Raw genomic sequence first — 16,502 nt, forward strand, 5'->3', positions numbered from 1 at the left:
CGAGCCGGCCGGCCAGCCTCGACCCGGGCCGGCCGCCCAATGCCAGGGCAACCGCCTGCACGAGCTGGGCCGCGAGCTGGGTGTGCCGGCCGTACCGGCTGGTCACCTGGGGCACCTGCTCCACGAACGTCTTCCGCGCACAGGTGACTTGCTGGCAGAAGTACCGGCGGACCGTGAGATCCAGCCGGACCTCACGCCCACCGATCGCTGTGTCTGTCAGGCGCCGGATGTAACGGCTGTGCGCCCGGTCGGAGCTCGATCCGCAGGTCGGACAGATCGCCTGCCGCGATGTGGTCGCGGCCTCGAGCCGGACAGCAACGCCGGCCAGCCGCACCCGCTGCAACCGCACCGACGCCAGATGCGGCAGCACCGCTGCCGCGAACTCCACAAGGGACACCCGAACTGATCAACACTAGTCGATCACACACTTTGTGCCAGAGCCAGTTCTAATCCGCCGTTGACAGTGCCAGCAGAATTCGCCGCCCGGCTGCTCCACCAAGCCCAACAGATCGCCGCAGACGTGGCCGCCATCCGGCAATCCCTGGAGCCAGCCACACGACCCGTCCCCAAGACAGGCGGCCGGCCCGACTCCCTTATCGATGTCACGCGAGACGTGCAGCCAAATGTTCACGACCTGTCCGGTCCTGAACTTGACTGACTCAGCGACGCCGCTTCGCCGCAGCGGAACACCGCGTCGACGAACTCCGCCAGCGCCTTCCCGCCGCCGAAGCCACGGCCGAAGGGCTCCGCAACACGGCACCCGCATGGGTCCCGTCTGGCGCCGGCGAGCGCCATCGAACAACAGCAGGCTGTCGGCGCAGCAAACCAGGGACGTGCTGAACTCCGCGTCGAACAGCTCGAAACCCGTCTGGACGAGGCACAGGAACACGCCGCGGAACGCGGTGAGGTGGTCGACCGGCTCGAAGGCCGGCACGCGACCTGGATAGCTGCATACGTGCTAAGCGCGCCCACGCGGTACCTCGACCTGGCCGCAGCGGCCGAGCAAGCTCGCCGCGCTCAAGCGGCGGACCGGAAGGCAGAGAACCTCCGCAACGCGCTGAAAGCCGCTACTGCCAAGGTCAGGGCTTTCGACGACACCTGCCCAAGCCCGCACACCATGCCCGTTGAAACAGACTTGCCCGAGCACGCAGACGCAGGCTCGGCGCGTACCGCCGTCACTCTCGGAACCGACGCATCGGCCGACGACGGCTTGCAGTTCTAGGTCGGCGGGCCTATCGCAGCGGGTCGTGAATCGCCTCGTCGGCCTTGTTCTCCACGTCTCCGATCCTAAGTTCGACGAATCGGTCGATAAGGTCCAAACAGCGCTTGCGGATTGCACTGTTCGGGAGCGCATTGGTGTATAGCGCCAGCACGATCGCCACGATCTGGTAGGCGGCGCCCGCCTCGTGGGTTGCGGTGTCCGTCGCGCGTTCAGCGAATGCCGCTGCCCATGCCTCGCAGATGTCCAGTGCGGCTGGCGGCAGTTCGTCCACATGTTTCGTAAGGAACAGGACCAGCGCTCCTGGATGCGCACGGAACGCCGCGCTCTGGGTGAGTTCCTTCAGCAACTCGTTGAGGCCAGCGACCGTGATGTCAAGATGTCGGCCCACGTCCATGACAACCTGCCGGACCCGGTCCGTCTCGTCATCCGCGAGTTGCACGAGGAGGCGCTGGCTCGGCATCAGCACGTGCCCAGGCTCGCGGTACCGTGCGGACGGCAGGTCGTTGACCCGGTGCGCGAGAGCTTCAGCTACCCCGGCGCGACCATCGTCATCGGCGAGCGCCGCAGCGAGCGCCGTCTGATGCCCGCTGGGCGTGTGCAGAACGATGTCGTCCACCTCGAAGAGGACGGCAAGTTGCCCGGCGCGCTGCCTGCCCCCGGGGTCTGCGGATCTTCCCATCCTCGCCAGCAGCGTGCCGGCAGTAGCCGGTGCAGTAAGCGCCAGCTGCCAGGTCAGACGATCCAGGAAGCTGGCCGTTAACTCGCGATCCGTCGCATGATCGATCCAACGTGTCGCAAACGCTGCTGCCTCGTCCGGCAGCGAGGGATGCAGGACCGCCAACACCATCGGCATCCAGACACGAACCGGCGCGTGGACGCTCTCAACCGCCTGATCAAGTAGCGGCCCGAGCTGATCGAGGCGCACTTGGACGGCTGGCGGGTGGTTGAGCAGCGCTCCCGCTGCGTAGACGGCAAACCCGCTTGGGTGGTTTAGGCCAGCCGTTTCGAGGTCCGTTGGCGCCCACGGCTCAGGGTGTGGATTCCTGTCGTAGATCGCTACGACTGCGGCCACGATGTCAGCGGGCAGTTCGTGTGTAGCGATGCCCACGATGAGGTTGAGAATGGCTCCGTCAGTTTCTTGGCTCGGTGGCTGCTGCAAGCAGGTCCGGATCAGCGCTACGGCGGCGGCGACACCGTCGATGCTCAGGCTCGTCCCATGCTCGGCAAGGTTGCGCAGGACGGGGGCGATGATCGCTGAGGGTGTTGTGTCTGGCCAGGTCGCGGCGAGGCGGGCGAAACGCGACGGTTCCATCTTGATGGCCTCGGCCAAGCCAGTATTCAGTGCCCACAGCCGAGGCTCGAATGGGTCCGGCTCTGCCGCCGCGAGGCGTTCGGACTCGGCTATCACCATCGCAGTCCACTGCTCGTCAGCGAGGCCCTCCGAAACGGCGATGTCGGTACTCCGGCTCCGGAGGCCGTGGAACGTCTCTACCTTGGGGGATGCCGGCCCGTGGGTGCGTTGCAGGTGCTCGAGACGGTCCCGCAGGTCGGTCGGTATGACGTCCGGCGCCGCGTCGGCCACGAGGGCGAGGACTTGCAACTCTTCACGTTCCAGGTGCAGTCGGAGCGATGGATCAGCTTCAGTGATGCCGCCGTAGGCGTCACGAAGTCGGGCACTCACCCGGCTGCGCTGCGCGGGGCTGCCTGCGCTCATGATGCGGGCCGCTACCGCGCCCCATGCCCAGCCGGGGGTAGCTTCACGAGGCAGCCCACGCACACGTGGTTGGCAGAACCAGTCGCATGCGTTGGCGAGCAATGGTTCGCCCGCCGTGGCGTACACGCGGCTCAGGAGCATGTGCACGGGCAGGAGATCGGTGTCGCCGAGAGCGGCAGTGAGGTCGACGAGCCGCTCCGGCTCCGCTTGGCCAGCGAGCTCAGCTGCTCGGTTCAGAGCCTCGGTGACCTCGTGCTCAAGCGTGTTTTGTGTAGGGACGGGGCTGACTCCGATGTCACGCAGTCCGTCCGAGAGCCCGCTGGCAGTCGGCAACCACGAGAGGGTCCAGGACGCCCGCTGCCAGTCGTCGACGAACACTGGCAGTACGAACTCAAGGAACTGTCGCGGTGTCCGCTCGGCAGCCAGGGCAAACCCTGGAAGTCCTGTGGCGGGCCCGTCGAGCACCGAGCCAACCCCGAACAGCGCGCTGGCCCCGCGCTGTCGGTCTAGTGTGACGGCGACATCGAGCCAGCCCCGAATCGCACGTGGTGACTCTAACGGCGTGCGCTGACTGATTGTGAGCAGGGCAAACTGGCTCTCACGGACGAACCAAGCACAAGTGCGGTGCCGGTACGTGACGACGTCCATCGCGGCACGGTGCGCCGCATCTGCCGACGCTTCTCGCAGCCGTTCGTCGTCCAACGCCAAAGCCGTAAACGCCCGGGTCAGCGCCAGGTAGAGATCACCCAGCGCCGAGCCTGTGGCCTTGTTGCCAGCACGATGGATGAGGTGCAGAAACGTGGCCGAGTACTGGATGGCGAGGCCGAGGTCGCTGCAGACTGTCGTTGCAGCGAGCGCTGCCGCCTCCGGTTCGTGCGCTGCGGCACGTGTCAACAGCGTGGCGCAGGTCTGGGCACCCAACCGCGCGATCGCGGTCGTCTTGTCGTCCGAAGGTTGTGTGGCGCCTGCGATCACCGCAGCAGCGGCGTTGAGCAATCCCGCGGTGCCTGCCAGATATGCGGCAACCGACGGCACCGTCAGGCCGTCCTGCGCGCGAAGCTGCAGGGGATCTTGCGGGTCGATGGCGATGTTCAGCAGGATCTGCGCCTCGTCATCGTGCAGGTCGTCAGCCTCGCCGAGCTGCGAGAACACCGCCGCCCGGATGTGAGACCGGGCAACGCCGCGGTTGGCAGTCCCGGCAAGGTCACTGAGATATGTCGTCGAGATGCCCTCATCCCGATCGAGCGCCAGCACGGCGCGCACCTGCCCACGCCGCAGCAGTTCCTGCGGACCCGCCGCAAGCAAGTCGGTTACTGAGGTTCCGCGGGAGCGGAGCGCCGCCGCCGCATAGTAGTCGAACAGCGCCTCGTGGAAGAAGCGGAGCCGCGGCCCCTCGTGCACCAGGACGCCCTCGTGCACGAGGGCGTCGACGGTGTCTGCATCGGCGGCCATGAAGGACCGCGGAACCGACAAGGTTCCACGGCGGCTCATTTCATCGGCCAATCTAAACATCGTGTGCGTGAAGACGTTCGGGCCGAGAGTTCGTCGGACTCTGGCAGCAACGTGCAGGTCGTACGCCCGAAGCAGGTCCAGGCGGGTCCGGACCGATGCGAGCGCTCGAAGCCTCGCCTCCTTAGGCGTTGCGCAGATTTGTACGAACAGCGACAGGTTGAACGGGTTGGCCATGAGGCGACGCAGCGGAGCAGGAACCGACGACGACATGCCGACCGCCGAAATGACCTGATCGACTTCATCTGCCCCGAGGTCGCCGAGAGCAAAGAGGGAGTCGCTCGGTTGTGCTGGATCTTCGATGCCGAGGATGCTCCGGAGCTGGCCGTCGAATCGCAGGTCCTCGGTGCGGCACGTGACCAATACCTTCATCGCCGGCGTGGCTCGAGCACCCCGAAGAGTGTCCCGCAGCGCCTCCACCACCGCGTGGCCTCGCCCCGAGAGCAGCGACGCGGCCTCCGCCTGGTCGATAATCAGGACCGCTGCCTTGCTACCGCTCGCGCGGGCAAGAACCTCAGCAGGTGAGCCGCCGAAGCGCATCGCTGGCTGTGAACCGAGTTCGACGGCCGTCGCCGCCGGCTGCGCGAGGTCAAGACGCAGCACGCCGACCGTCACCCCCGTGCTGCCGAGGGCTTGGCAGATACCGGCGGCTATGAACGACTTCCCTGCACCTGGACGCCCCGTGATCACCAGCACCGACTGGTCTTCAAGGTCGCGGAGACGCTGGATGATCTGTCCGAGCTCGGGCCGCGATAGAGATCGCATGGCCTCAGGGGCGGCCTCCAGCACGTTCTCGACGTAGGTCTGTGTCGCCTCGCGGACGCGTTCCGACATCGCGGCGTTGAAGCCCTTGGCCGGCTCGCGTCCCTTCTCTCGTAGGAACGCCCAGATGTCATTGGCGGTCATCGGTTGACCGAAGCGATCCTCGATGTAGCCGCGGAGGACACCGAAGACGGCGTCGGCATCGCCTGTGATCGCGTCCGCTAGTTGGGCGCGGAGAGTGTATCCGAGCGTCTTGTCGGAGATTTGTTCGATTGCGATGTTCACGAGGCGGCGATGAACCTCGGCCGTGTCCCGCCATTCCGCCTCGAGTTGGCTCAGCGCCGACAACTCCTCGTCACCGTTGAGGTCCTTGACCCAGGCTGCTGTGTCGGAGAACCGCTCGGCCTTCTCAATCATGGTTTCGAGGACGGATGACTTGGACGACACGAAGACCACGCGCTTGCCGGCATCGGCCATGTCGGCGGCGGCTTGGATGAAGCCTTCACCTTTGAGTGCTTTCACCGTCCACGACGTCGAGTGCGTGCGCTTGCACTGATGGCCTTCGTCCGGCGCTCCGTTGGTACCGCCGGTCAGCCGGAACTCGACCTTCGCCTGCGCCGACTCCGGATCTTCCACGATGAGCGCCGCAAACTCGCCCCGCAACACCGGCAACACGCCCCGCAGAACGGTCCACCGTGCCTCGTAGCGGTCGCCAAGCTTGCCTGCGATGCCGCCACCCGCCGAGGTTGCCCGATGGGCATTGGGCTGTACCGGCTCCGAGTCGGGCGCTTGTTCGTTCATGCAGCCCTCTCTGCTGTCAACAGACCGAGCCACTATAGGCGCCGGGCGTCAGCCACCAGCTGCGAGCCCGCTGGGGCCCTGCGACGAACCACGCAGAGATCATTGAGCGACGATGTCGAGCACCTTCGACAGGCACCTACCCATGATCGTTGTCGCATCGTCTGCAACTGCGTCCAACGCCGTACAGGATGAGCCGTCGAGGCGGACGAACGTGCGCCCGTGGAGGTCTTCGCCATGCATCGCCGCGTTTCTGATCCGATAAGTCGCCACCATGAAGTCGCGCACGTGCCCCGGCATCCATCCAGGCGGTGCGGCGGCTGACAACAGCGCCTCGGCCTCCGCCGCGATGCGTGCTCCTTTACCCTGAACCTGGATCTGGTTCCGAACCAGCAGGACGATCTCCGCGCAGGTCATGAGGTCCGTGATCCGTTCAACCGCCAGATGCTGTGAGCCGGCCTGGACAAAACGTCGCAGCGCCATCTGCAGGCTCCGGTCGCTGACGACAGCTGGGCGGCCAAGCTGCTCGTACCGCAGCCGAACCTCGGTCACGGCGGCAGCGGTCAACAGCGTAGGACGCGCGTAGTCGGCGGCCGGTACATCTGACAGCACTGCGCCGAGCCCGGGAAGAAGCGGGAAGTCGTCATCGTGTTGGAGATGCAGCAGTCGGGTCGCCACAACCGAACCTCCGCAGACCAGCCGCAACGCCGAGGCCAGACGGCCAGCGTTCGCCGTCGGCAGCTCCACATCCGCCGCCCGCGGAGCCTCGGGCGACTCGCTCACGATCGGATAGGCCGATGCGAAGGTTAGGCCCCATTGATGCGCCCGGCCCACCTCCACGCTGTTCGTCCCTCCAGCAAAAATTGCTGGCACGGCGTGATAGCCGATTGCCGCGCTGAGTTGTCTGTCTGTCAGCGGTTGCAGGACGTAGCCGTCACCGAGGTCCACGGACTCCACGTCCGAGGTGACGAGCAGCGCGTTGAACGGGACAAACTGAACGAGGTGCGCCTTCTCATCCAACAGACCGTGTTCGAGCCGTACGAAGTGCTGATCGAAGATCCTCTCGTCGAACGCGTATCCACGCTGGGCGGTGACGATCGGAACAAGCATGTGCTCGTAGATCAACGGAACTAGCGGTCGGCCATGGCGTGCAAATTCAACGCCAACGCATCGGTCAACCCGCTCCCGCAGGACAGGATGATCCGCGATGGCGGAACGGACCGAAACCATCGCCGGGAACGATTCGATCCACCGGATCTGCGTAGCAAACGCGGGCGGTTGCCACGCACCTTGACGCAGCGCAAGAAACCGCTCTTGACCGACCCGCGTCCACCGCTCGAAGTCAGGCTGGTTCCCGAAGGCGGGGATGCCGTCGACCTGGGCCAGATTCTCAAGCATCTGTCGAACCAGGGTCGCCAGCGACACCCGCAGGTCGCTGGTTCCTTCGAACGCCATCACGTATCCCTCCAACCAACCACCGGCATCAGCCTGACATTACGATGGCCGATTCTGGCCTGAGCTGCACGGCATTTCTCTGGACCGTCTCCACGCGGCTGTGGGAGCGAGCCGGGTTCGCGATCAAAGAGCGGCGGGTACACCTAGTGACTGGCCAGGCACGGTACGCAAACGACATGGCGCGCGACTCTTATCGGTCTGCCGTCCAGGCGAGGCGCCTGCATGCCGGCAGGCGCGCGTCATACACGAGAAGGTCGCGTCCGGCGATCGTGGCGCGGACGCCGGGCGTGCTGTCGGCAGCTCCGATGCGGCGCACGATGAGTTCGCCGGGTTCGACCCAGTCGAAGGCCCGGTCCGGCGCGGTCGCTGGGTGCGGCAGCCGGGCAGAACAGGTCACGGCGCTGCCGCACCCGGTAGTCACACTCCTTCCCTTGAGCAGCGCGAGCAGCTGATCGACGTCGTCGAAGGACAATTCGCGGCCGAAGGTGGTGGCTGGCGAAGCCGTCTGTTACACGTCACGGAGCAGCGCTTCGAGCTCACGCAGCCCGAACCGGATGATCGCATCGTGGACGAGTTCCGCAGGACGGCCGGGCACTCTGCTGGTTCGCCCGAGCACCGTGGGCGCGTGGAGCCACGCCTCGGAGGTGATCGAAACTTCCGCGGTGGCGGCCGGCTCGCCGTCGACAGTTGCCGTGAATCGAACCCTGCTCGCCGAGCCGGTGGAAGGGAACCGACGCCGTGGTGTTCGATCGTGAACTCAGGCATGGAGTGTCCTCCTGCGCCCGGATGGAGAGCCGGTACTCCGCCGCAGCGAGGTACGCGCAGCCCCAGAACATATCGTCCATGTCTGCCAGACGCCACGCCGATCTGGGCGAGGGCGCCGACGTCGGGACAGGCGCGGAAACGAACTGTCCTGGGCCGGTGATCAGCTGCGTTCACCGGCCGAAGGCCATCCGTGAGTGTGGGCTAGCGTGCGCGGTTAATCCGCTGGTCATCCGGCGGGCGCGTGCGAAGATGCATCGGTGACGTTCACGCTTGCCCGAGCTGTCGGTCAGGCGGCCGAGTTTGCGCCTGTCTATTCGGCCGCCGACCTTGAGATCCGGTTCGTCCGCTGCGGACTGCGGCAGTTCATGCCGCCGCCGCGTTCCGGCGCCCAGCGCTACGCGAAGACCGAGTTGATTGCGGCCACGATACGCGGCGCGGTGACGGCCGCCGAGAAAGGTGACGCAGAGGTCGCGAAGGGCCTGCAGGAGTTCATCGGGTTAGTCGCCGAGCGGTGCGCCGATGATGAGCGGGCGCGCTTGCAGGAGGCAGCGCGGTCAGGCGGCTTTGACCTCCGTGTGACCGACGGGGAGGCGCGTTTGCTTCCACTGGACGAACCGCGTGCGCCGCTCAGCGAATTGATTGCGGCGCTGGAGGAGGACCTCGAACTGCTCGGCATGACTACGGCGAGGAAGCACTACCGCCAGGCGGTGGACAACCTGGTAGACGGACATTCGGAGGCGGCGAACTCGCAGTTGCGCGCGACGTTTGAGGGCGTCGTCACTCATCTGGCCAACCAGCGGGGATACGTCCGGAGCGGCCATGGCGGGGGGTGGCAGGCCATCCGTTTCCTCATTGATGGTGGGCATTTGCCGCTGGACGATGGCGGCGAGTACGTTCGTGGGCTGTGGCGGATCGTGCACACCAACGGTCCGCACCCGGGTACGTCCCCCGCTGGCGAAGCGCATTTCCGGACGCAAGCCATAACGGCCGCGATCCGCTACCTCCTCGACCGATTCGGCCTACAGCCTTAGCAAGATCTTGTTCCTGCGTCGTCCGGTCAAGCCCTTCGCTGGCCGTGAGGTCGCACGCGTGTTCCGCTCCGCTCCTGGCCAGCGCGCCGTCACGGTGCGAATCACTCGGGACACGACAGCCGGGTGCCGGATGCGGCGCCGGTGTGGCACGATGACTGCGTCCGGGATCCACGACTCGGACATCAGCGTTCCTCATGGAGCCCGCACTCCATCGAAAATCAAATCCTGAGACCGGTTACGCCGCTCCTTGAATGGGGTTGAGGGTGACCGGTGTAGCCGAGCTGGTTGAGGGCCCGGATGGCTCGGTGCCGGGCGCGATCAGGGTCGCGTCGCAGATGGTGGTCGCCGCCGAGGTCGTGGTACTCGGTGGTCGCGGACAGTACGTGCCACACGGCGGTGATGGTCGTGTGTTCGGCCGCGACGAGGGCCTTGAGTCTGCCGACACGGCCGGCCAGGCGGCGGTAAGTGGCGCCAATGAAGGTGGTGTCCTTGGTCCTGACCGCGGCCATCGCCGCAGTGCTCAGGGCGCCGGTGAGCCATCGGTTGCCGTGACGGGTGCGGCCGGGTTTGTGCCAGCGATCAGCTCATCGACGAACTCGTCGCCCGATTCGAAGAGCATCCCGACGCCAAGACGTTCCTGTCGTTTCCCGGGTGCGGGCCGCTGACCGGCACCCGGATGCTCGCCCAGATCGGCGACGACCCGAGCCGGTTCCGGACCGCGGCCTGGCTGTGCGCCTACGCCGGGCTGGCTCCGCTGACCTGGGAGAGCGGAGCCAGCCGGATTGTCGCCCATCGGCGCATCTGCAACCGCACGCTGAAGGAGGCGTGCCGTCGGTGGGCGTTCAGCGCGCTCACCAAATCACCCGGCGCGTACCAGCTCTACCAGCACCGCCGCGACGCCGGCGACACCTATGTCGGCGCGCTGCGCCGCGTCACCCAACGGCTGCTGTCCGGCCTGCACCATTGCCTCGCCCACGGCGAACTCTACGACGAACACCGCGCCTTCCCGCCACGTAACCCGGACCGGTGAGGCGGGCAGGCGGCAGCCGGGATACCTCTGAGTCATCCCCGACGCCCGCACCTGCGGAGCTCTGACGCGGGAACGAGCCCCGGCTGCCCCTGTCCGCCCCAACGGCTGACCATCAGCGCTGTCGGCCGCGCCCGTCCGAGCAACACGCCGACGACGGGACGCACCGTAAGGCGACATCTCCGAACGGGTTGAGGGCGAGCGACCCTTGTGGCGCTGCCGGTGCCCCTCGCCACCCCGGGTTCCGCCCAACCGTCCATGGCGACCCACGGTTGTCAGGTGAGGTCCGGATCCGGACCTGGTTCTGCATCGGGCTCTGGCGGAGGCATCGCTTCCGGCGGCATCTCGCTGGGCTGAGAGTGGGGCATACCTGTGCGACCTAGTCCGGGTGCCCAGTCTGCTGACGGCTTTAGGTCCAGGTCCGACCATCGCGGCCGGTCGGCGGGCTGGCCCCGTTCAGGTCGGCGGGTCGCATCGCTGATTGAAGTGCCAAGCCCGCGGATTTGCCTGAGGAGGCGCTCGCCCAGCTCAACGTCGAGGTCGTGCAGCATCGTGCGCTGCGCGATGCGCAGAGCCCGCGCATAATCCATCCAGCTGTCTGAGCTGGCTTCGGTCACCTCGGCGAGGACTTCGAGGTAGCGGGTGGCGTCGTGTGGGCTCATGTCGCCAATGAGAGCCTCTCGGGTACGTGGCTGGCTGGCCAGCAGCGCGTTGGCGTCGTCGGGCAGGGTGGCCGTGAGGCGGCCGGTGAGCTGATCGACGACCAGCCAGTGCTGCGCGAGCTCCTGATCGGTGCCGAGGTGGTAGCCGCGCAGAAGTTGGCGAACGAGGGCGTGGCCGCGGAACAGGCGCCAGCCGTACGCGTCGGCGTCTTCGGTGATGACGCCGTCGTTGACCACGCCAGCGGAGCGATTCTGGTAGAGCGCGACGAACTGCGAGTCGCCGAGGTAGTTCATCGCGCTCAGCATTGTCGTGGGTGCCCGCAACGGGATTTCGACTGGATGGCCAGGCTGCGGGTGCGCGGGCCACACGGGCGCTGTCACCGTAACCGCCAGACGCCCGGTGCTGGAAACCTCTGACCGGTTGGACGTCGTCGGTCCGGTGCGGTGGTCACGGTAGGTCGACCTCGTACGCTGCAACGTCGGCGTCTGCGGCGGCGGTTTCCGGCTCGGCGGCTGGCAGTGTCAGTGCCGAGGTGGCCTGATCCCGGGCGGGTGTCTCGGCGTCGTGCGTGACCGGCGGGGTGGGTGTGGCGCTGATTTGGTCGCTGACCTGCGTGGCTAGCGCGGTGATGTCGTCGACGAGTGTGGCCGCGTGGACCTGGTCGAGTCCGCGAGTGATGGCGTCCAGCAGGTAGCCGGTACGGCTGGCCTGGGCGGCCCAGTCGGGGCCGGTGGGTGCCCGGGCAGCTCTGAGCTCCGGGTGCACGATGCCGCTGTGTGCACGGCTGGGGGCGAGGTTGCCGGTCAGCCGGTCGCGGGTGTGTGGCTGCGCGTCGAGGATCTTGGTGATGTCGGCGGGGTGGCCGATGCTGAGCTGGTTGGTGTCCCGGTCGATGAGGAGCCACACGTCCGCGTGCTGGCCGTTACCGCCGAGGTTGTAGCCGTGTAGGGGTGCGGTGGCGGGGTGGGTGGTGAATCGGTGCCAGGCGAGGAGGTCGCCGTCGTCGCGGCTGGCGCCGTCGTCGAGGTGGACTGCACCGCGCGGACCGACGTGGATGGCGACGTGCTGGTCGTCGCCGCGGTAGCCGAGCGCGTCGAGCAGGACCAGCGGCGCGGCGAGCGGCAGTTCGGCGAGGTGTCCGGGTTCCGGCGTCACCGGCCACGCCTGGCCGGTAGTCATCGCCGGCTCCAGGTCACCGGCGAACGGGCGTGGCGGCGGCGGGGTTTGCGGCGGCGGCTGCGGTGCGGCGGGCGCCGCCGCCATGGCACGAGCGCAGTGCCGTCCAGCGGCAGTGCTGGTGCGGTCGCTGCCGAGGCCGGCATGAGGACGGTCCGCTCGGCCGCGCGGGTTGGGCGCCGGGTGAAGTGCGGCCAGGCCACTGCCAGGACCCCGAGCAGCGCGGGCACGGCCAGGAGTGGCCCGGCGGCGCCGAGCACGGCGGCGGTGACGACAGTGGCGGTCACGGCGGCGATCCACCGCCGACCGGCCGGCAGCAGCAGGATGCCGGCGCTGGTCCCGGCGACCGTGACTGCCGCGAGCAGCACCGACACGGTGCGCAGCAGGTCCGCTAGTTCGATGTGCAGTGCCGCCGACCCGGCGGCTACGCCAGCGGTCAGTGCGGCCTGGACGGCGAGGCTGCTGCGGTGGCCGCCGCGTACGATGCGGGCCGGGAGGGCGCCGCGTTCGGCGAGGGCGATGCCGAGGCGGGTGGAGCCGGCGAGGAAGGTGTTGGCTGCGCCGCCGGTGAGCAACAGCGCCACGAGCGCGGCGAGCGGCGCTGCGGCCGGGCCCACGCCATGCCGCAGCAGAGCGATCAGCGGGGCGTGCGTGGTGGTCACGTCGGTGCCCAGCACGCCGACGGTGACGGCGGCGACGCCGAGGTAGAGGGCGCCGACGATCGCCACCGTCGCCGCCGCGACCCTTGGCAGGGTGCGGCGCGGGTCGGCGACACCGTCGGTGAGGTGGGCGGCGGCCTCCCAGCCGGCGAACGCGATGAACAGGGTCACCGCAGCGTGCGCCACGGGGACCGGCCCGCCCGGTAGCAGCGGGGTGAAGTTGCCGGAATCGAGATGGCGGGCGGCGGTGAGCGTAGCGGTGCCGAGCAGCGCGATGAGGCTGCCGATGACGATCAGCTGCACCCGGCCCGAGGCCCGCAACCCTCGCAGGTTGGCAGCGAACACTACGGCGACGATCGCCGCTGTCACGCCGACGGCAACCGGCTGGCCGCCGCCGACCGCGGCGGCGACGTATTGCCCGCCGATTCGGGCGGCGACGTAGACAGCGATCGGGGTAGCGGCGAAGAACCACCAGCCGATGACCGCGAACGCCCGCGGGCCGTAGGCGCGGGCCGCGAACGCGGACACACCGCCGCTACCCGGGTAGCGCACCGCGAGGCCGGTGAACGTCCCGGCGAGCGGGATGCTCGCCGCGACGAGGACAGCCCAGGCCAGCAGAGAACCAGGCCCGGCGATGGCGGCAGCGAGCGCCGGGAGGGTGAGCACTCCCGGGCCCAGCAGAGCCCCGACGTACAGGGCGGCCGCGTGGGCGAACCCGATCCGGGCCCGGCCAGTCTGGTCCAGCCGAGTCATTGGTCGACGACGCTCTCGCCGAGACTTACCCCCACGCCGCGCATGAATGGCACGGGATCCGTGGCGTTCTGCGGTGTCAGGTGGCATCGGCTGCTGTCACAGGCCACGCCGGTATGGACCTCGTAGTGCAAATGTGTGCCGGAAGAGTGCCCGGAGGTGCCGACCAGGCCGATCGGCTGCCCGGCGGTGACCTGCTGGCCGTCGATGACGTCGGGTCGGCGGACCATGTGGCAGTAGCGGGTCGCGACACCTCCGGGGTGCTGGATGTCGACGTACCAACCGCACCCCTTCTTCGATGGGCTTCCGTCGACGTCGCAGTTTCCGGTGGATGGGTCGCAGGCGACCCAGACCACGGTCCCGGCGGACGCGGCCCGGATGATCGTGTATCGGGGAGCGATGAGGTCGACCCCGGCGTGCAGGCGTCCGTCGCGCATCCCGAATCCGGAGCCGACCTTGGCCTCGACCGGCTTGGTCCAGCCCGAGGAGCCCACGTCTGCGGGGCCGGCGCAGCCGGCCAACGAGGCGCCGGGCAGCTCGGTGATTGACTGGTGCTGGGTGACGTAGGCGACGACCTGTTCGGCGTCGCGCTCCTTCGCCGCGTACCGGGTCGGGTAGGCCGAGCGTTGCACTGCCTGTGCCGCTTCGGTGAGCGGCATGGTCTGCCAGCCGTTGACGCGCAGCAGCGCCTCGTAGAACTTCTTGGACGCGTAGACGGGGTCGACGAGCTGGGCTGGGGTGCCCCAGCCCTGGCTGGGCCGTTGCTGGAACAGCCCGACGCTGTCGTGGTCGGTGACCGTACTGGAGTTGACGAGCGACGACTCGACCATGGCGGTCGCGACCGCGATCAGCCACCCGCGCGGCGGAACGCCCGTGTCTGCGCGAACCCCGACGATGATCGCCGCGTTGGCGACCTGTGCCGGCTTCCACACACCGACCGATTCGAAGTCGTCGACGCGGATTGACGCCGGCGTACCGCTGCCGCCGGACGGACCGCAGGCGTAGGCCGGGTCGCTGCCGCCCAACGACGACCCGATGGTGAGGCCGCAGCACAGCAGCGCCGACGTCGCAGCGACGGCCAGCCACAGTGTGATGGGGCGCCTCATGGCGTGTCCTCGGCCGGGTGAAGGTCGGCGACGACCCACCGGCCGTCGCGCAGCACGAGCGCGACTCGGATCGGGCCGGTGTCGGTGGGCACGTCGACCTCGGCGGCGTCGGCGGTGGCGGTGCGCGGCGTGGCCAGGCCGGTGACCCGGTGGGCGGGCACGTTGGCCGGGTCGACGCTGGCCAGCACAGCCGCGTACTCAGGCATCGCGAAGGCGATCACGCCGGCCAGCCAGGCTAGCTGGTCCAGGTCCGGACGGGCCCAGGCGGTGACGAACGCGACCGCCGCCTGAATGGCCTGCGGTGTGACGGTCATGGTCGCGGTCGGCCCGGCGACCTCTCCGTCGACATCAACATCGTGACCGGCCGCGTCCGAACCGCCGGCAGCGGATACGGTCGTGGCCGATGGTGACGTTGGCGCCGGCGCGCCAACCGGACGGCCGGGGGCGCACCCTGCAAGGCCGGCAATGAGCGCCCCGGCGGCCAGGACAGCGCCCGCAACCTGCGCCGCCATGACGCCTGCAGGCTGGCGGCGTCGGAGGGTCCAGGGCCCGCTCATGGTGCCTCGTCCTCCGCCGGGAGTGGCGGCCAGCCGTCGTCCACGCGAAGCAGTTGCTGGTGCAGTTGGGCGCCGGCGGCGTGCAGGTGGCCGGCGAGGGCGGCGAGCACGGTGCGCCGCTGGCCGGGGTCGGTGTGCCGGGCGAGGGCGACCTGGCTGCGGAGCTGGTCGACGGCGGCGGTGAGCTGGTCGAGCAGCGCCTGGTAGCCGGTGTCGGGGGCAGGTGCGGCGGCGGGCGGGGCGATGGTGCGCATCAGCCTTCCTCCAGTTCGAGGTCGGCGCGCCCGCCGTCGCCGGGCTCCGGGTCGTAGTCGCCATCGTGGACGCCGTCGGCGTGCACGTCGTGCTGCTGGCGTTCCTGGTCCTCGACGGCGATGTCGTCGCGGCGGCGCTGCTCCTCGTCGTCCGCGGCGTCGGTGTCCGCGGCCTCGGTGTTCGCAGCCTCGGTGTTCGCGCTGCTCGTGGTGGTGTCGTCGGTCATGGCGTTGGCGCCTTTCTCGAGTTCGGTGCCCGCCTCGGCGGGCTGGTCGCTGTCGCGCAGGTCCTGGTAGTGCTCGATCCGGGCGGTGATCCAGGCGCGGATGTCGGTGATCGCGGCGCGGGTGGCGCGGATGCCGTCGAGTGCTTCGGCCCAGCCGTAGGTGGTGGTGATCTGCGCGGGTCGGGTGCTCATGACGGTGCACCTGCGTCCGCGGTCGGGCCGGGAATGGCCCGGCCGGTGAGGTCGCGTTCGGCGGTGTCGAGGGCCTGGTCGCGCCAGTTGGCAGGCCAGGTAAGGTCGACGCGGCGGGGGTGGTGCTCGCCGTTGCGGCAGCGGGTGGCGTCGTCCCACTCGCGCAGCCGGGTCCTGGCGCGGGCCAGGGCTTCGAGCCAGCGCAGCGGTGCGTCGGCGGCGGCGCGGGGGTCGTAGGCGAGGTGCCACGCCGCGGCGAGCGCGGTGAGTTCCTCCACCAGTGGTGGGTGGGTGGGCCAGCAGGCCGGGATCTCCTCGGTCAACGTGAAGCGGTCGACGGCCCAGTCGACCCAGTCGATGAGCCAGATCCACACCTGGGAGGCCGTTGGCCGGTCCAGCAGCCGCCAGCGCAGATCGGCCGGGTCCGGCCCGGCCGGGCCGGGCCGGAGCCGCTCGACAACGGCCTGGACCTGCTCACGCAGCGCGAAGTGGGATTCGGCGAGGTCGCCGACGGTGGTGGTGAGTTCGGCAAGGCCCGAGCTGAGGAGTGCAACCGCCTCCAGCTCCGGCGGCACCGTTTCCCCGGCGCCATCACCGTCGCCAGCGGTGATACCCGCCCGTGCGGTGGCATCGCC

At 68.6% G+C, this 16,502-nt stretch carries 16 protein-coding genes; 3 read left to right on the forward strand and 13 right to left on the reverse strand.

The annotated features are described in order from the left end of the window. Positions 1-388, reverse strand: a 388-nt coding sequence (locus tag ABZS66_RS00005; RefSeq protein WP_354753555.1) for a transposase family protein, incomplete at its 3' end; no start/stop codon positions are given. Between the two features lie 519 nt (positions 389-907). Between ABZS66_RS00005 and ABZS66_RS00010 the strand changes: the two genes are divergently transcribed. Then, positions 908-1,222, forward strand: coding sequence for a hypothetical protein (locus tag ABZS66_RS00010; RefSeq protein ID WP_354753556.1), 315 nt, complete (start codon positions 908-910; stop codon positions 1,220-1,222). A gap of 10 nt (positions 1,223-1,232) precedes the next feature. Here the strand turns inward: ABZS66_RS00010 and ABZS66_RS00015 are convergent, their stop codons facing one another. The 3 genes from ABZS66_RS00015 to ABZS66_RS00025 form a co-directional block, all read right to left on the reverse strand. Beyond that, positions 1,233-6,008: a hypothetical protein gene (locus tag ABZS66_RS00015; protein WP_354753558.1), complete on the reverse strand. Its 4,776-nt coding sequence runs from the start codon at positions 6,006-6,008 to the stop codon at positions 1,233-1,235. Positions 6,009-6,107: 99 nt separating this feature from the next. Then, positions 6,108-7,460, reverse strand: coding sequence for a hypothetical protein (locus tag ABZS66_RS00020; RefSeq protein WP_354753560.1), 1,353 nt, complete (start codon positions 7,458-7,460; stop codon positions 6,108-6,110). A 190-nt stretch (positions 7,461-7,650) separates the two neighbouring features. Next, a complete protein-coding gene (locus ABZS66_RS00025; protein WP_354753562.1) occupies positions 7,651-7,932 on the reverse strand; it encodes a hypothetical protein in 282 nt (93 codons plus the stop codon). Between the two features lie 550 nt (positions 7,933-8,482). Here ABZS66_RS00025 and ABZS66_RS00030 point away from each other — a divergent pair. Next, on the forward strand, positions 8,483-9,256 hold the full coding sequence (locus tag ABZS66_RS00030) for a hypothetical protein (RefSeq protein WP_354753564.1): 774 nt from the start codon (positions 8,483-8,485) through the stop codon (positions 9,254-9,256). Between the two features lie 218 nt (positions 9,257-9,474). On the opposite strand, the gene ABZS66_RS00035 is transcribed toward ABZS66_RS00030, so the two are convergent. Then, positions 9,475-9,765, reverse strand: coding sequence for a hypothetical protein (locus tag ABZS66_RS00035; RefSeq protein WP_354753566.1), 291 nt, complete (start codon positions 9,763-9,765; stop codon positions 9,475-9,477). 128 nt (positions 9,766-9,893) lie between these two features. On the opposite strand from ABZS66_RS00035, the gene ABZS66_RS00040 reads away from it, so the two are divergent. After that, a complete protein-coding gene (locus ABZS66_RS00040) occupies positions 9,894-10,286 on the forward strand; it encodes an IS110 family transposase (protein WP_354753923.1) in 393 nt (130 codons plus the stop codon). Positions 10,287-10,558: 272 nt separating this feature from the next. Here ABZS66_RS00040 and ABZS66_RS00045 read toward each other — a convergent pair whose 3' ends face one another. The 8 genes from ABZS66_RS00045 to ABZS66_RS00080 form a co-directional block, all read right to left on the reverse strand. Next, on the reverse strand, positions 10,559-11,239 hold the full coding sequence (locus ABZS66_RS00045; protein ID WP_354753568.1) for a hypothetical protein: 681 nt from the start codon (positions 11,237-11,239) through the stop codon (positions 10,559-10,561). A 154-nt stretch (positions 11,240-11,393) separates the two neighbouring features. Continuing rightward, on the reverse strand, positions 11,394-12,125 hold the full coding sequence (locus ABZS66_RS00050) for a hypothetical protein (protein WP_354753569.1): 732 nt from the start codon (positions 12,123-12,125) through the stop codon (positions 11,394-11,396). After that, entirely contained in the window at positions 12,122-13,534 is a 1,413-nt protein-coding gene (locus ABZS66_RS00055; RefSeq protein WP_354753571.1) for an amino acid permease, read from the reverse strand. Before ABZS66_RS00055 ends, ABZS66_RS00050 begins: the two co-directional genes overlap by 4 nt. Continuing rightward, complete coding sequence (locus ABZS66_RS00060) at positions 13,531-14,637, reverse strand: M23 family metallopeptidase (RefSeq protein WP_354753573.1); 1,107 nt, start codon at positions 14,635-14,637, stop codon at positions 13,531-13,533. The genes ABZS66_RS00055 and ABZS66_RS00060 overlap by 4 nt, the downstream gene beginning before the upstream one ends. Then, complete coding sequence (locus ABZS66_RS00065) at positions 14,634-14,951, reverse strand: hypothetical protein (protein WP_354753574.1); 318 nt, start codon at positions 14,949-14,951, stop codon at positions 14,634-14,636. The genes ABZS66_RS00060 and ABZS66_RS00065 overlap by 4 nt, the downstream gene beginning before the upstream one ends. 239 nt (positions 14,952-15,190) lie before the next feature. Continuing rightward, the gene (locus ABZS66_RS00070; protein ID WP_354753576.1) at positions 15,191-15,448 is read right to left on the reverse strand and encodes a hypothetical protein; all 258 of its coding nucleotides are present in this window, start codon (positions 15,446-15,448) and stop codon (positions 15,191-15,193) included. After that, on the reverse strand, positions 15,448-15,867 hold the full coding sequence (locus tag ABZS66_RS00075; RefSeq protein ID WP_354753577.1) for a hypothetical protein: 420 nt from the start codon (positions 15,865-15,867) through the stop codon (positions 15,448-15,450). Before ABZS66_RS00075 ends, ABZS66_RS00070 begins: the two co-directional genes overlap by 1 nt. Continuing rightward, positions 15,864-16,442, reverse strand: a complete 579-nt coding sequence (locus ABZS66_RS00080) for a hypothetical protein (RefSeq protein ID WP_354753579.1) — start codon at positions 16,440-16,442, stop codon at positions 15,864-15,866. Before ABZS66_RS00080 ends, ABZS66_RS00075 begins: the two co-directional genes overlap by 4 nt. Positions 16,443-16,502 lie beyond the last annotated feature (60 nt).

It is taken from the genome of Dactylosporangium sp. NPDC005572 (genome assembly GCF_040605515.1).
Taxonomy (GTDB): domain Bacteria; phylum Actinomycetota; class Actinomycetes; order Mycobacteriales; family Micromonosporaceae; genus Dactylosporangium.

What these genes read in the sequence shown, in the direction of transcription:
- ABZS66_RS00070 (WP_354753576.1), bottom strand. Translation starts at nt 15,448, where the DNA reads ATGCGCACCATCGCCCCGCCCGCCGCCGCACCTGCCCCCGACACCGGC.
- ABZS66_RS00075 (WP_354753577.1), bottom strand. Translation starts at nt 15,867, where the DNA reads ATGAGCACCCGACCCGCGCAGATCACCACCACCTACGGCTGGGCCGAA.
- ABZS66_RS00050 (WP_354753569.1), bottom strand. Translation starts at nt 12,125, where the DNA reads ATGACTACCGGCCAGGCGTGGCCGGTGACGCCGGAACCCGGACACCTC.
- ABZS66_RS00060 (WP_354753573.1), bottom strand. Translation starts at nt 14,637, where the DNA reads ATGAGGCGCCCCATCACACTGTGGCTGGCCGTCGCTGCGACGTCGGCG.
- ABZS66_RS00045 (WP_354753568.1), bottom strand. Translation starts at nt 11,239, where the DNA reads ATGAACTACCTCGGCGACTCGCAGTTCGTCGCGCTCTACCAGAATCGC.
- ABZS66_RS00035 (WP_354753566.1), bottom strand. Translation starts at nt 9,765, where the DNA reads ATGGCCGCGGTCAGGACCAAGGACACCACCTTCATTGGCGCCACTTAC.
- ABZS66_RS00020 (WP_354753560.1), bottom strand. Translation starts at nt 7,460, where the DNA reads ATGGCGTTCGAAGGAACCAGCGACCTGCGGGTGTCGCTGGCGACCCTG.
- ABZS66_RS00055 (WP_354753571.1), bottom strand. Translation starts at nt 13,534, where the DNA reads ATGACTCGGCTGGACCAGACTGGCCGGGCCCGGATCGGGTTCGCCCAC.
- ABZS66_RS00015 (WP_354753558.1), bottom strand. Translation starts at nt 6,008, where the DNA reads ATGAACGAACAAGCGCCCGACTCGGAGCCGGTACAGCCCAATGCCCAT.
- ABZS66_RS00065 (WP_354753574.1), bottom strand. Translation starts at nt 14,951, where the DNA reads ATGACCGTCACACCGCAGGCCATTCAGGCGGCGGTCGCGTTCGTCACC.